This is a genomic window from Sphingomonas sp. LM7, from assembly GCF_002002925.1.
Taxonomy (GTDB): Bacteria; Pseudomonadota; Alphaproteobacteria; order Sphingomonadales; family Sphingomonadaceae; genus Sphingomonas.
This window is the reverse complement of sequence record NZ_CP019511.1, coordinates 1,009,145-1,022,687: the sequence shown is the minus strand read 5'-3', so window position 1 is coordinate 1,022,687 and position 13,543 is coordinate 1,009,145. Positions and strand designations below refer to the sequence as shown.

The window sequence follows — 13,543 nt, the reverse complement described above, 5'->3', positions numbered from 1 at the left end:
GGCGTGGTGCGGTTTGCGGGGTTCGGACTGTTCGCGTGTCTGCTCGCCTTGTTCGGGCTCCACGCCGCAACGCCGCTCCAGTCCGCCAGCTTCGACTGTGCCAGGGCCAGTCATCCCTTGGAAAAGACGATCTGCGAGAGCCCCGGCCTGTCGAAGCTGGATGGCGAAGTCGCCGCGCTCTACAAGACCCGGCTGGCGCAGCTGTTCGACAAGGCGAGCCTCCGCGGCCAGCAGCGCGACTGGCAGCAGATCCTGCGCACCCGCTGCGCGAAGACGTGCGATCCCGCCGCCGTCGAGGCCGAGTATCGTCGCCAGCGCGACACGCTTCGCGCCGTGCAGGAGGAGACCTGGGAGGCGAGCTACAAGACCGCCGATGTCGCCACGCTGAAGATCACCCATATCGACGCCAATCAGTTCGATTTCGCGCTGCTCCGGGATCGCGAAGGCGAGCAGCTCTGCAAATTTCCGGCGGACGACAGCGAAGCCGGTGCGGTGGCCACCCTCGCCTCGCCTGGCCGGGCGAGCTGGAGCGCGGGCGCGTGCAGGATCGATTTCCTCCTCGCCCGCGACAAGACCGGTGCGGTGACCCGGATCGACACCATCGCCTCGGTCGGCTGCAAGCGCCATTGCACGGGCAGTTACGGGCTGAGCGACGCGTTCCTGCCCGCGAACAACTGGGCCGCGGGCAACCAATAGCCCGGCTCTTGCCAAGGGCATCGCGGCGTCGGACACAGCGCGCCATGCCCGACCTCGTCACGATCCGCGTCGCCACGCACGAAGACCTCCCCGCGCTCCATCCGGTGATCGAGCGCGCCTATCGCGGCGAGACCGCGCGCGGCGGCTGGACTCACGAAGCCGATTTGATCGAAGGCGCGCGCACCGACATCGCCACCCTCGCCGCGATCGTCGACGATCCGGCGCAGCGCCTGCTGGTCGCCTTCAGGGACGGCGCGACGATCGGCTGCGTGCAAGTCACCGACAAGGGCGAAGGCCTGGGCTATCTCGGCCTGCTCTGCATCGATCCGACGCTCCAGGCGGGCGGCTATGGCAAGCAGCTCGTCGCCGCCGCCGAGGCAACGGCCCGCGACGATTTCGGCGCGACTGCGATGGAGATGACCGTGATCGACGTTCGCCGCAAGCTGATCGAATATTATGCGCGCCGCGGCTACCGGGTCTCGGGCGAGAAGCGCGACTTCCCGATCGCGCTCGACCCGCCTTTCTTCATGGACGTGCTCGTCAAGCGGCTCGCCTGATCCGCTGGTGACGGCGCGCGCGATTGCACCTAAGGGCGTGCGCATGCCCGTGACAGCCAAGATCTGCGGCCTCTCCACGCCCGAAACGCTCGACGCGGCGATCGCGCACGGCGCCGCGCAAGTAGGGTTTGTGTTCTTTCCGCCCTCGCCGCGTACGCTGTCGTTCGAACAGGCTTCCGGGCTGGCGGACCGCGTACCGGCGCGGGTCCGCAAGGCCGGCGTGTTCGTCGATCCCGACGATGCGCTGCTCGATGCCGCGATCGCCGCCGGGCGCCTCGACATCGTCCAGCTTCACAAGACGGCGCCCGATCGCGCCGCGGCGATCCGCGCCAGCACGGGCCGGGAGGTCTGGGTCGCGGTCGCCGTCAAGCTCCGCACCGATCTGGCCGCGGCTGCCGGCTTTGCAGGCGCCGCCGACCGCATCCTCTATGACGCCAAGACGCCGGATACCGCCGCGCTCCCGGGCGGGATGGGGCTGCGCTTCGACTGGACGTTGCTCCAGGGGTACGCGCATCCGCTGCCCTGGGCGCTTTCCGGCGGGCTCACCCCGGACAATGTCGCCGAGGCGGTCCGGGTCACCGGTGCCGGGGCAGTCGATGTCTCGTCGGGTGTCGAGAGCGCGCCGGGCGTCAAGGATGTGGACAAGATCGCGGCTTTCCTTAAAGCGGTGGCGCAATGCTGAACCGGATCCCACCTGTCCTCTGCCTCGGAAATCGATGGCGCTGATCGCCTGACGACGCATGTCGGCGCCCACGCACCCAATTTCCGGAGAGAGTTTATGACCGATACCGTCACCCTGCCCAATTCGCTGCGCAATCTGCCCGACGATCGCGGGCATTTCGGCCAGTTCGGCGGCCGTTTCGTCGCCGAGACGCTGATGCCGCTGATCCTCGACCTCGAACGCGAATATCGCGCGGCTAGGGCCGATCCCGCCTTCCAGGCGCAGTTCGACGATCTGCTCGAACACTATGTCGGCCGCCCCAGCCCGCTTTATTATGCCGAGCGGCTGACCGAGGCACTGCGCGAAGGCGCACCCGAGGGGCATGGCGCAAAGATCTATTTCAAGCGCGAGGAGCTGAACCACACCGGCGCGCACAAGATCAACAATTGCATCGGCCAGATCCTGCTCGCGATCCGCATGGGCAAGACGCGGATCATCGCCGAGACCGGCGCGGGCCAGCACGGCGTCGCCACCGCCACGGTGGCCGCAAGGTTCGGCCTGCCCTGCACGATCTTCATGGGCGCCAAGGATGTCGAGCGGCAGAAGCCCAACGTCTTCCGGATGAAGCTGCTCGGCGCCGAAGTCACGCCGGTCACTTCGGGGGCCGAGACGCTCAAGGATGCGATGAACGAGGCGATGCGCGACTGGGTCGCCAACGTCCACGACACGTTCTACATCATCGGCACCGCCGCGGGCCCGCATCCCTACCCCGAGCTCGTCCGCGACTTCCAGAGCGTGATCGGCACCGAGGCGCGCGCACAGATCCTCAAGGCCGAGGGGCGTCTACCCGACCTGCTCATCGCCGCGGTCGGCGGCGGATCGAACGCCATCGGGCTGTTCCACCCTTTCCTCGACGATAGCGACGTCGCGATGATCGGCGTCGAAGCGGCGGGCAAGGGCATCGACACCGGCGAGCACGCCGCCAGCCTGACCGGCGGCTCTCCGGGCATCCTCCACGGCAACCGCACCTATCTCCTCCAGGACGAAGACGGCCAGATCACCGAGGCGCATTCGATTTCGGCGGGCCTGGACTATCCCGGCATCGGCCCCGAGCATAGCTGGCTCCACGAGAGCGGCCGCGTCGATTACGTGCCGGTCACCGATCAGGAAGCGCTCGACGCCTTCCAGCTGTGCTGCCGCCTCGAAGGGATCATCCCGGCGCTCGAAAGTTCGCACGCACTCGCAGCAGTGCCCGCCAAGGCACGGGAAATGAAGCGCGACCAGATCATCGTCGTCAACGTCTCGGGCCGCGGCGACAAGGACATCTTTACCGTCGCCGATGCGTTGGGGTTCGAGCTGTGAACGCCGCCCGCTCGCGCCTCTCGGCCGCCTTCGGCAAGGGCCGTCCCGCATTGGTGACCTTCGTCACCGCGGGTGACCCGACCCCCGCCGCCACCGGCGACATCCTCGACGCGCTGGTCGAGGGTGGCGCCGACGTGATCGAGCTGGGCATGCCGTTCACCGACCCCATGGCCGACGGCCCCGCGATCCAGGCGGCGAACCTGCGCAGCCTCGGCGCGGGCACGCGCACCACCGATGTGCTGGCTATCGCCTGTGCATTCCGCGGGCGGCATCCCGGCGTGCCGCTCGTGCTGATGGGCTATGCCAACACTATGACCTGCCCCGATCCGGCGACCTTCGCGGCGATGGCAGTCAATGCCGGCGTCGACGGGATCATCTGCGTCGATATCCCCCCCGAAGAGGCCGACACGCTCGCCCCGTTCCGCGAATACGGCCTCGACGTCATTCGCCTCGCCACGCCGACCACCGACGCCGCCCGCCTGCCGGCAGTGCTCGATGGCGCGAGCGGCTTCCTCTATTATGTCTCGGTTGCCGGGATCACCGGGCTCCAGCAGGCTGCCCAGGCGTCGATCGAAGACGCGGTCGCCAGGCTCAAGGCCGCGACCGACTTGCCCGTCGCCGTCGGCTTCGGCGTCCGCACCCCCGAACAGGCCGCCGCGATCGGCCGCGTTGCGGACGGCGTCGTCGTCGGCTCGGCGATCGTCGATCTGGTCGGCAAGCACGGCACCGATGCACCCGCGCCGGTCCGCGCCTATATCCAATCCCTATCCGCGGCGCTTTCCGCCGCCCCCAAGGAAGTCGCATGAGCTGGATCAGCCGCGTCCGCAACGCCCTCGCCTATGTCACCACCAAGACCAGCGAGGCGCCCGACAACCTCTGGCACAAGTGCAAGGGGTGCGGGACGATGGTGTTCTCCAAGGAGCTCGAGGACAATCTCTACGTCTGCCCGACCTGCGATCATCATGAGCGCATCGGGCCGGCACGGCGATTCGAATATCTGTTCGACAAGGACAGCTATCAGCTGCTCCCGAGCCCCAAGGTCGCCGAGGATCCGCTCAAGTTCCGAGACCAGAAGCCCTACCCTGCCCGGATCAAGGCCGCGCGCGCCGCGACCGGCGAGCCCGACGCGTTCCTGAACGCCAGCGGCACGATCCACGGCCAGAAGGCCGTGATCGGCGTCCAGGACTTCGCCTTCATGGGCGGATCGATGGGCCAGGCGGTCGGCGAGGCGTTCATCGCCGGCGTCGAGGCCGCGATAGCCGCCGGCGCGCCGTATATCGTGTTCACGGCCTCGGGCGGTGCGCGCATGCAGGAGGGTATCCTTAGCCTGATGCAGATGCCGCGCACCACCGTGGCGATCGAGATGCTCCATGATGCCGGGCTTCCCTATATCGTCGTGCTGACGGATCCGACGTCGGGCGGGGTGATGGCGGCCTATGCGATGCTCGGCGACGTCCAGATTGCCGAGCCGCGCGCCACGCTCGCCTTCACCGGCCGCCGCGTGATCGAGAACACGATCCGCGAGAAGCTGCCCGACGATTTCCAGACCTCGGAATATTATCGCGACCACGGCCTGGTCGACATGGTCGAGCACCGCAAGGACCTGCGCGAGGTGCTCGGCCGGCTGATCGGGCTGCTGACGGAAACCAAAGCGGCGGCGTGACGCAAAATTTAGCCCCTCCCTTTCAAGGGAGGGGTTGGGGGTGGGTGCGCGCGTCTGCGCGCTCGCAAAGACTCTCCTCCGGCATGCCAGAAAGCGGCGACCGGGGCATCGAGCCCCGGTCGCCGCAACCCACCCCTTTCCCCTCCCTTGAAAGGGAGGGGTTGGATTGTTCAATGCCCGACTTCGCCACCTCTGCCGATCCCGCCGTCCAGCACCAGCTGGACCGCCTCGCCGCGCTTTCCCCCGGCGCCGACATCCTCGGCCTCGAGCGCATTACCCGCCTGCTCGATCGTGTCGGCAACCCGCATCTGCGCCTGCCCCCGGTGCTCCATGTCGCCGGCACCAATGGCAAGGGCTCGACTTGCGCCTTCCTGCGCGCTGCGATCGAAGCCGCGGGGCTCAGGGTACATGTCTATTCGAGCCCGCACCTCGTCCGCTTCAACGAGCGTATCCGCATCGCCGGCACGCTGATCGACGATGCCGCGCTTGCCCCGTTGCTCGGCGAAGTGCTCGATGCGGGTGGCGACATCGGCGCGAGCTTCTTCGAAGTGACTACTGCGGCGGCGTTCCTCGCCTTTGCCCGCATCCCCGCCGACGCCTGCATCATCGAAGTCGGGCTCGGCGGCCGGCTCGATGCGACCAACGTCCTGCCGAGCCCCGCCGTCACGGCGATCGCCCAGCTCGGCATCGATCATCAATCGTTCCTCGGCGACACGCTGCCGCAGATCGCCGCGGAGAAGGCGGGCATCGCCAAGCCCGGCGTACCGCTGGTGACGATGGCCTATGCCCCAGACATTGCCGATATCGTCGGTCGCTTTGCCGAGACCGTTGCCGCACCGATCGTCGCCGAGGAGCAGAGCTGGTCGTTCGCCGTGCGCGGCGACACGCTGCGCTATCGCGATTCGGCCGGCGAGGTCATCACGCCCCTTCCCGCGCTCGCCGGCCCGCACCAGCCCGGAAACCTTGCTCTCGCCATCGCGATGCTGCGTCACCAGCGCGTGCTGGCGGTCCCGACCGAGGCATTGCACACCGCCGCGCGCACTGCCCGCTGGCCAGCACGCATGCAGCATCTCTCGCCCGGCCCGCTCACGACATTGCTTCCCGAAGGCGCCGAACTCTGGCTGGACGGCGGCCACAACACCAATGCGGCGGAGGCAGTCAGCGCCGCAGTGGCGCGCATCGCCGGCGGCCGGCCGGTCCACCTCGTCCTCGGCATGCTGGAGAACAAGGATGCCGAGGCGATGATCGCGCGGTTTGCGCGGATCGCGTCCTCGCTCGTCGCCGTGCCCGTGCCGGGACACCCGCATCATTCGCCGGAGCGTCTGGCGGCACTGGCGCAGCAAGCGGGAATCGCCGCCACCCAGGCAGCCGATATCCCCGCGGCTCTCGCGGCGATTCGCCCCGATCCGCGCGGCGCGCCGCTCGTGCTGATCCTCGGTTCGCTCTATCTTGCCGGTACGGCGCTCGAAGCGAACGACGAACTGCCCGACTGACGCATTTATTGCGATTGACTTGCAATAGCGGACTGGCGACAATCCCTGCATCGTTCACGCGGGAGTCGTTCATGTCCGCTACCAAGACCCTTGCCGCCACCCTGCCCGTGCTCCAGCCCGAGGATGCCGGCGCCCGCCTGCTGCTGTTCGGGGTTCGTCAGATGGGCGCGCACGGCCTCCACGACGCCTGCACCGCGCATGCTTTCGTTACCGCGTTCGGCAAGGGATTCCAGCGCCCGCTGGTGCTGTTGCGCGCGCTGATGGCGGAGATGTCGACTGCGTCGTCCGGGCCGATCCAGATCGCCCCCTGGTGCTGCCCGCGCATGACCGGCCCCGAAGCTACGCTGCTCGACGTGATCGCGTCGGTCCGCACCAACCGCCCCCGCGCCGACATGCTGCTCGCCGACCTCCTCGGCGTCCGCGATGCAGCAAGCATCGGCTTCACTGCGCATGCGCTGGCGAATGCCTTTGCGGATCTGGCCCTGCCGCTGGACGAGGGCGCGATCGTCTAGACGCGATCGAGTTTGCCGAAAGCAGTCGTCAGGCCGCTCGCGGGCCCCACAGGATGATGGCGGCGCCAACCAGGCAGATTGCAGCGCCGATCAGGTCCCAGCGATCCGGTTTCGCGCCTTCCGCCACCCAGAGCCACAGCACCGCCGACACGATGTAGACGCCGCCATAGGCCGCATAGGCGCGCCCGGCGTTATCGGCCTCCACCAATGTCAGCAGATAGGCGAAGAGGCACAGCGAACCGATGCCCGGCGCGACCCACCACGGCGACTTGTCGAGCCGCAACCACGCCCAGAAGGTGAAGCAGCCGGCGATTTCGGCCAGCGCAGCCCCGATATAGACGAGTGCGCTCGTCATACTCGCTACAACAGCCGCTTCCCGGGCAGCCGGACCGCCGTCACCCGCCAGTTCAGCCCCTGCAATTCGAACACGACCTCGGGTCCCGAACCGCTCGTCGGCACCAGCGTGAATTGCCCGAGCGCGTCGCGCCGCACGCGCATCTCGCCCGGCCTGGCACCGGCGGGCCCCGGCCGCGCCGCCTGCGCCACGCCTGCGCTCGCGAACAGCACCCGCATCGCCTCGGGCGTGATCGCCGCATCGACCAGCGGATCGCCGAACCGCTCGGCCAGCGCCGCCCCGATCGATCCAAGCCCCGATTTGTCGGCATTGCCGAGCCGCGCCTGCAACTGCGCCTTCAGGTCCGCCCGCACCGCCGGATAGTCGATCCTCGCCGAGACCGCGGCCATGTCGCGCGCGTCGGCGGCCTTTTTGAGCGCCATCAGCGTGAGATAGGGCGAGCCCCACAGCCATCCGCCGCCGGCTATCGCCAGCAGGACGGCCAGGGCGATGATCCAGCGCTTCATTGTTTGACCCCTTTCGCGCGCAGCCCGGCAAGCGCCTCGCTGGCCCAGCGATACATGCCCGCGTCGGCGGCGCGCTGGTGCCGGCTCAGCCGCTTCATCCGCCCTTCGACTTCCTCGAGCACGACCAGCGCCTTGCGCTCCCAGCCCTGTTCGATCAACAGCCCGGCATAGCGGCAGCGCGCTTCCTCCCCGGGCATGCGCGTGACGATATCGGCATAGAGGTCCAGCGCCTCCTGCTTGCGCCCGAGATGGTCGAGTACCCGGGCGCGCAGCAGCGTCTGCCGGTCGCGTTCGCTCTGTCCCAGCGGCTCGGGGATCGCGTCGAGCAGCGTCAGTGCCTCGGCCGCCTGGCCGGTCTCGAACAGCGACAGCGCCAGCTTGCCCTGGCTGCGCAGATCGGGTTCGCCCGGAGTCATCGCGATGCTCTCGCGGTACAGCGGCACTGCCTCGCCATGCCGGCCCAGCCCGGCGAGCGCATCGGCAGTGCGCAGCCGGTTCGCGGCGGTGTCGGCCAGCCCCAGCGCGTCTCGGGCACTGCGCAGTTCGCGCTCGGGATCGATCGTGTCGATCGCCCTGGCGCGCGCGGTGCGGACATGCCGGTTGGTGCCGAGCCCCGGCAGCACCTCGACGATCAGATAGGCGATCGCGCTGACCACCGGCAGGAAGATCAGTGCCGTCAGCCACAGCGGGTTGCGGCCGGTGCGCATCAGATGGACGATGCACAGCACCTGCAGCCCGATTACGACGAGGAACGGCATCAGATCGTCGCCTGCTCCGCGGTCACGGCGGGCGCTCTCGGCGCCCCGCGCCACCATTCGGCGAGCACCAGCAGCACCGCGACTCCGCCCAGCCCGGCGGTGACCAGAAAGACCGTGGCATAGCCGTGGATTTCGATCGCCTCGCCCGTCGCGGCGCGGCCGAGCGCGCCGACCAGGAAGGTCATCGACGACAGCAGGGCATATTGCACCGCGCTATATTCGCGCGCGGTGATCGACGAGATATACGCCACGAACGCCGTTCCCGCGAGGCCGCCGGCGATATTCTCGCCCGAGATCGCGACCATCAGGCGGAGCATTCGCGGCTCGATCCCGCTATGGTCGAGCAGAGTCAGATGCGCGAAGCCGTCGATCCACGCCCCGCCGGTTGCGAGATCGGCATAGAGCAGGTTCGATGCCGCCGCGACGATGCCGCCGGCGAGCAGGGTCGGCATCCGCCCCCATGCCGCGAGCATGACGCCGCCCAGCGCCACGCCGATGATCGTCATCACCACGCCGAACAGCTTGGAGGCGAAGGCGACCTCGTCGTTGGTGTATTGCAGCTCGCCCAGATAGAAGGGGAAGGCGAAGGGCGCCCAGATCGAGTCCGCGATCCGATAGAGCAGGATCAGCGCCAGCACGAGGAACGCGCCCCAGCGCAGCCGGTCGACGATCTCGGCCAGCGGCAGGATCAGCGCGCGATAGCTGTGATTGGCGAACGCCTGCAGCGCGCCGGGTGCCGGCTCTGCGGTGGCGGGTGCCTTGGGCAGCCGGTTGGTCCAGCCGGCGATCAGCGCGGGCAGGATCACCGTGGCGACGATGATCCACGGTCCCCAGGTCTGGGTGAACACGCCCGCCGACGGTGCGGTCGTGCCCGGTGCGGGGGGAGTCAGCGCCGCGACCATGAAGCTGCCGAGCATGAAGATCGCCCAGCCCCAGCACACCGCGACGATCGCCAGAACGATCCCGCGCTGCCGGGGCTCGGGCACCGGATGCCCCGCGAGCGGCGTGGCCTCGTCCGCCGGATCGCGCGTCACTTCGGGCGTGAACAGAGTCATCGCTAGCGCCGCCAGCATCACGAAGCCGAAGCCGACATAGACTGTCGGCCAGCTCAGCCGGGCTGCGAGCACCAGCGCCAGCGCGCCGCCGGCCAGCGCCGCGAAGCGATTGCCGAGCTGGTAGATCGCCGAGAGCAGCTCCACCGTCGCCGCTTCGTCGGCGACTTCGATGCGCCAGGCGTCGATCACCACGTCCTGCGTCGCCGAGAGGAAGGCCGCGATCACCGCGAGCACCGCGAAGGTGCCGATCGCCGTCACCGGGTCGGTCGCCGCGAGCATCCACAGCAGCACCGCGAGCGCACCCTGGCACAACACCAGCCACGAACGCCGCCGCCCCAGCCGCGACAGCAACGGCAGCTGCGCCCGGTCCACCACCGGCGACCACAGGAACTTGAAGGCATAGGCCAGCCCGATCCACGACAGCACGCCGATCGTGGCAAGACTGACCTTCAATTCGCCCAGCCACGCATTGAGCGTCCCGATCAGCAGCACGAACGGCAACCCGGAGGCGAACCCCAGCACCAGCATCGCCGCCGTCTTGCGGTTGCGCACCGCCGCACGCACCAGCGCCCAACCCTTCAGTCTCTCGCTCACCCTGAACCCTCGCTTCGTTGCGGGGAAACTAGCGAAAACGCCGGCGAAGGATAGCCATGAACGCGCCGTCCAGCCGGGGGTTTGCGCCGGGCGGCGCCCGGCCGGGCGCTACGCAAGACTCCTGAGAGCGCCCCCGGCCCGCGGGTATCGCCCTATAATGTAAGGGAAACGCTTGCAGGACAGAGCCGATGACCGCCCTTGCCGCCCCCCGCGCCTTTGCGCCGCACTCCAGCCCCTCCTCCGCCGATGCCACCGCGCGTGTCGCCGTATCGCTGTCGATGCTGTCGTGGCTGACTGTCGTCATCGCGCTGTTCTGGCACTGAAATCATGATCCACACCCCCATCCCCGACCGCATCGCCGCCTCCGAGGACGAGCATCGCCTGCCGCCTGCCGCCGGCATCCTCATCGCCATGGGCACGTCGATCGCCCTGTGGGGCACGATCTATATCGGCTGCGTACTCAGCTTCTGACCCGGCCCGGTCAGGCCGCGCCGAGGAAAAGGCTGAAGCTTCCCGGCAGCTTCCGGGGCTTCTTGCCCCCGATCACGGCCTCGATCACTGCGATCGCCGCCAGCAGGTCGCGCTGCGGATAGGGCTTGGCGAGGCATCCCGCCGCCAGCTTGCGCGCCTCGCCGGGGCAACTGCCCGTCACGAACAGCACCTGCACCCCGCGCGCCTGCGCCGCCCGCGCCACTTCGACGCCGCTGCCGTCGACCAGATTGACGTCGACCAGCACCAGGTCGATCGCATCGTCCTCCGCGATCACCGCCAGTGCTCCAGCGACCGAATCGATCGTCGCGACGATCTCGAACCCTTCGCCGCCCAGGAAATGCTCGGTGTCGAACGCGACCAACGGCTCGTCCTCGACCAGCAGGATGCGTTCGATCAGCCGTTTCTTCTTCGCGAACAACATCGCACCGCTTTCAATCGCGGCGTGGCCCCATGCCCCGCAAGCCGCTCCTAACGCGTGAAAACCCTTTACGCGCCGCAATAATTTTTGCCGAGCGAAGCATAATCGCTATAGCGCCGCGGTGTCCCCGTCCAATCCCCCCGAAACCCAGCGCATCGCCAAGCTGCTGGCCCGTGCCGGAATCGCGTCGCGCCGCGAGATCGAACGCATGATTGCCGAAGGGCGCATCGCGCTCGACGGCAAGGTGCTCGATACCCCCGCGACCCTGCTCACCTCGCTCGAAGGCGTGACGGTGGACGGCAGTCCCGTCGCCGCGCCGGCGCCCGCGCGGCTGTTCCGCTATCACAAGCCCGCCGGGCTGCTCACCACCGAGCATGATCCCGTCGGCCGCCCGACGATCTACGATCGCCTGCCCGACGGCCTGCCCCGGGTGATGCCGGTCGGCCGGCTCGACTTGAGCACCGAAGGGCTATTGCTGCTCACCACCGACGGCGAGCTGAAGCGCGAGCTGGAACTCCCCGCCACCGGCGTCGAGCGCAGCTATCGCGCCCGCGCCTATGGCCAGGTCAGCCAGCCCCAGCTCGAGGAGCTGATGCTCGGCGTCGAGATCGAAGGCATCCGCTACGGCTCGATCAACGCCAATATCGAACGCCGCACCGGCGCGAACGTCTGGATCGAAATGACCCTGACGGAGGGCAAGAACCGCGAAGTCCGCCGCGTGCTCGAATATCTCGGGCTCGAAGTGAACCGGCTGATCCGCACCCGCTATGGCCCGTTCTGGCTCGGCGACCTGCCCCCGGGCGATGTCGACGAGATCCGCCAGAACGAATTGCTCACGTTCCGCACGGTGCTGTCCAAGCCGGGCGGCGGTAAGACCGCGTCGAACCTGCAATTCGCCGTCCGCGCGCGCGTCGAACCGGCGCCCAGGCCCCAGCCGGTGGTCGAGCCCGACCGCCGCATGCGCCGCGTGATCCCCAAGGCTGCGCCCGCCGAATCTACGGGTCCGCGCTTCACCCCCCGTGCCACCCCGCCCGCGCGTGGCGAGCGCCCGGCCTATGGCGAAGGCCACCCGCCGCGGACGGAAAGCCGCGGCCCCGGCACGAAGCCACCCGCCCGCACCGAGCGCCCGGACCGCGCAGACCGTCGCCCCCCGAGCGGCGAGTCGCGCCCGAAGCCCGGTGCTTGGGCACCTGCTCGCGCCGAGCGTCCCGCACGCGACGATACCCGTCCCCCGGCCAGGGAGTCGCGTGCTGCACCACGCGGCACGCCACCGGCACGCGCCGAACGTCCGGATCGCGGCGAGGGTCGTCCAACCGGCGGCGAGTCCCGCTTCAAGCCCGGCGCCAAACCACCTGCGCGTGGCGAGCGCCCCGCCCGCGACGACGTCCACCCGCCGACGCGCGAAGCACGCTTCACGCCGCGCAGCACGCCGCCTGCCCGCACCGACCGCCCGGCGCGCGAGGAAACCCGGTCGGTCGGCAAGCCCGCCCGCGCCGCGCGCGCCAAGGCACATCGCGACCAACAGGATCCGCGCGCTGGCGAGATCGTCGATCGTCCCCGCACCACCCGCACGACCCGTCCGACCAAGGGCCCCGCCGGTGGCCGCGGCAAGCCGGCCAAGCCCGGCCGTCCGCCGAGGAGCCGGAAATAATGCGCGTCATCGCCGGTGAATGGCGCGGCCGTCCGCTCGTCGCTCCCAAGGGCGATACCACGCGCCCTACCGCCGATCGCACCCGTGAGGCCTTGTTCTCGATGCTCGCGAGCCGCGTTGGCAGCTTCGAGGAACTGGCCGTCGCCGACCTCTTTGCCGGTTCCGGCGCGCTCGGGCTCGAAGCACTGTCGCGCGGCGCCGCCTCGTGCCTGTTCGTCGAGCACGACAAGGCGGCGCTCGATGCGCTCAAGGTCAATATCGCCAAGCTGGGCGCCAAGGGTGCCGAAGTCCGCGCCACCTCGGCGCTTGCGCTCGGCCCCGCGGTCAAGCCGCTCGATCTGATCCTGATGGACCCGCCCTACGGCACCGGTGCCGGCGTGGTCGCGCTCGACAAGCTCGGTCGCCTCGGCTGGGCCGGCCCCGCCACCTGGATCAGCATCGAGACCGCGAAGACCGAGGAAATCGACCTCGCCGGCTACGAGATCGACGCCAGCCGCGTCCACGGCAAAGCCAGGCTAACGCTCCTGCGCAAGGTCTGAGGTTCGGGCATTCCCATCCCATCCCATATTCGCTCTCGCGGGCACATCCCCCTTACGTCACCCCGGCCCGGTGCCGGGGTCCACGGAGCCGCAAACGAGCCCCTCGAACGTCCAGCTTTTCGCCAAGCCGCGTAGTGGACCCCCGGCACAAGGCCGGGGAGACGGGGCCTAGACTAGCCGCTTCCCCTTGGTTCGGCTGGTCAGATGAAACTGCCCGCATCGGTCGCAGCG

Annotated in this window: 17 protein-coding genes; 12 read left to right on the top strand and 5 right to left on the bottom strand. The window is 69.0% G+C overall.

All coding sequences use genetic code 11. From position 1 onward, the window contains the following. Positions 1–3: 3 nt before the first annotated feature. The 8 genes from BXU08_RS04735 to BXU08_RS04700 all read left to right on the top strand — a co-directional run bounded on the left by BXU08_RS04735 (position 4) and on the right by BXU08_RS04700 (position 6,944). Entirely contained in the window at positions 4–696 is a 693-nt protein-coding gene (locus tag BXU08_RS04735; RefSeq protein ID WP_150125416.1) for a lysozyme inhibitor LprI family protein, read from the top strand. Positions 697–740: 44 nt separating this feature from the next. Next, entirely contained in the window at positions 741–1,253 is a 513-nt protein-coding gene (locus tag BXU08_RS04730; RefSeq protein ID WP_077509033.1) for a GNAT family N-acetyltransferase, read from the top strand. 43 nt (positions 1,254–1,296) lie between these two features. Then, positions 1,297–1,935 carry a phosphoribosylanthranilate isomerase gene (locus BXU08_RS04725; protein WP_077509032.1) on the top strand — a complete coding sequence of 213 codons (639 nt, stop codon included), beginning with the start codon at positions 1,297–1,299 and terminating at the stop codon, positions 1,933–1,935. A gap of 96 nt (positions 1,936–2,031) precedes the next feature. Further along, positions 2,032–3,276, top strand: a complete 1,245-nt coding sequence (gene trpB / locus BXU08_RS04720) for a tryptophan synthase subunit beta (RefSeq protein WP_077509031.1) — start codon at positions 2,032–2,034, stop codon at positions 3,274–3,276. After that, positions 3,273–4,082 carry a tryptophan synthase subunit alpha gene (trpA, locus tag BXU08_RS04715; RefSeq protein WP_077509030.1) on the top strand — a complete coding sequence of 270 codons (810 nt, stop codon included), beginning with the start codon at positions 3,273–3,275 and terminating at the stop codon, positions 4,080–4,082. Before trpB ends, trpA begins: the two co-directional genes overlap by 4 nt. Beyond that, a complete protein-coding gene (gene accD, locus BXU08_RS04710; RefSeq protein ID WP_077509029.1) occupies positions 4,079–4,939 on the top strand; it encodes an acetyl-CoA carboxylase, carboxyltransferase subunit beta in 861 nt (286 codons plus the stop codon). The genes trpA and accD overlap by 4 nt, the downstream gene beginning before the upstream one ends. A 173-nt stretch (positions 4,940–5,112) precedes the next feature. Next, positions 5,113–6,432, top strand: coding sequence for a folylpolyglutamate synthase/dihydrofolate synthase family protein (locus tag BXU08_RS04705; RefSeq protein WP_077509028.1), 1,320 nt, complete (start codon positions 5,113–5,115; stop codon positions 6,430–6,432). A 71-nt stretch (positions 6,433–6,503) separates the two neighbouring features. Beyond that, positions 6,504–6,944, top strand: a complete 441-nt coding sequence (locus BXU08_RS04700; protein ID WP_077509027.1) for a DUF6628 family protein — start codon at positions 6,504–6,506, stop codon at positions 6,942–6,944. Between the two features lie 28 nt (positions 6,945–6,972). Here BXU08_RS04700 and BXU08_RS04695 read toward each other — a convergent pair whose 3' ends face one another. Genes BXU08_RS04695 through BXU08_RS04680 form a run of 4 tightly spaced genes read right to left on the bottom strand, consistent with a single transcriptional unit; the run spans position 6,973 to position 10,212 of the window. Continuing rightward, complete coding sequence (locus BXU08_RS04695; RefSeq protein ID WP_077509026.1) at positions 6,973–7,299, bottom strand: YnfA family protein; 327 nt, start codon at positions 7,297–7,299, stop codon at positions 6,973–6,975. A gap of 5 nt (positions 7,300–7,304) precedes the next feature. Then, complete coding sequence (locus tag BXU08_RS04690) at positions 7,305–7,805, bottom strand: DUF2939 domain-containing protein (RefSeq protein WP_077509025.1); 501 nt, start codon at positions 7,803–7,805, stop codon at positions 7,305–7,307. Then, positions 7,802–8,563, bottom strand: coding sequence for a tetratricopeptide repeat protein (locus BXU08_RS04685; RefSeq protein WP_171982424.1), 762 nt, complete (start codon positions 8,561–8,563; stop codon positions 7,802–7,804). Before BXU08_RS04685 ends, BXU08_RS04690 begins: the two co-directional genes overlap by 4 nt. Then, positions 8,563–10,212, bottom strand: a complete 1,650-nt coding sequence (locus BXU08_RS04680; RefSeq protein WP_366926575.1) for an MFS transporter — start codon at positions 10,210–10,212, stop codon at positions 8,563–8,565. Before BXU08_RS04680 ends, BXU08_RS04685 begins: the two co-directional genes overlap by 1 nt. Before the next feature lie 188 nt (positions 10,213–10,400). Between BXU08_RS04680 and BXU08_RS20450 the strand changes: the two genes are divergently transcribed. Together BXU08_RS20450 and BXU08_RS19760 are read left to right on the top strand one after the other, a co-directional pair. Beyond that, positions 10,401–10,535 (top strand): hypothetical protein, encoded by a 135-nt coding sequence (locus BXU08_RS20450; RefSeq protein ID WP_290439639.1) that lies wholly within the window; start codon positions 10,401–10,403, stop codon positions 10,533–10,535. Positions 10,536–10,539: 4 nt separating this feature from the next. Then, positions 10,540–10,683 carry a hypothetical protein gene (locus BXU08_RS19760; protein ID WP_171982423.1) on the top strand — a complete coding sequence of 48 codons (144 nt, stop codon included), beginning with the start codon at positions 10,540–10,542 and terminating at the stop codon, positions 10,681–10,683. A 10-nt stretch (positions 10,684–10,693) separates the two neighbouring features. Here the strand turns inward: BXU08_RS19760 and BXU08_RS04675 are convergent, their stop codons facing one another. Further along, on the bottom strand, positions 10,694–11,125 hold the full coding sequence (locus BXU08_RS04675; protein ID WP_077509024.1) for a response regulator: 432 nt from the start codon (positions 11,123–11,125) through the stop codon (positions 10,694–10,696). A gap of 118 nt (positions 11,126–11,243) precedes the next feature. Here BXU08_RS04675 and BXU08_RS19485 point away from each other — a divergent pair, with 118 nt between their 5' ends. Further along, the gene (locus BXU08_RS19485) at positions 11,244–12,773 is read left to right on the top strand and encodes a pseudouridine synthase (protein ID WP_171982422.1); all 1,530 of its coding nucleotides are present in this window, start codon (positions 11,244–11,246) and stop codon (positions 12,771–12,773) included. Then, positions 12,773–13,312 carry a 16S rRNA (guanine(966)-N(2))-methyltransferase RsmD gene (gene rsmD, locus BXU08_RS04665; RefSeq protein WP_253190510.1) on the top strand — a complete coding sequence of 180 codons (540 nt, stop codon included), beginning with the start codon at positions 12,773–12,775 and terminating at the stop codon, positions 13,310–13,312. Before BXU08_RS19485 ends, rsmD begins: the two co-directional genes overlap by 1 nt. The last annotated feature ends 231 nt before the right edge of the window (positions 13,313–13,543 follow it).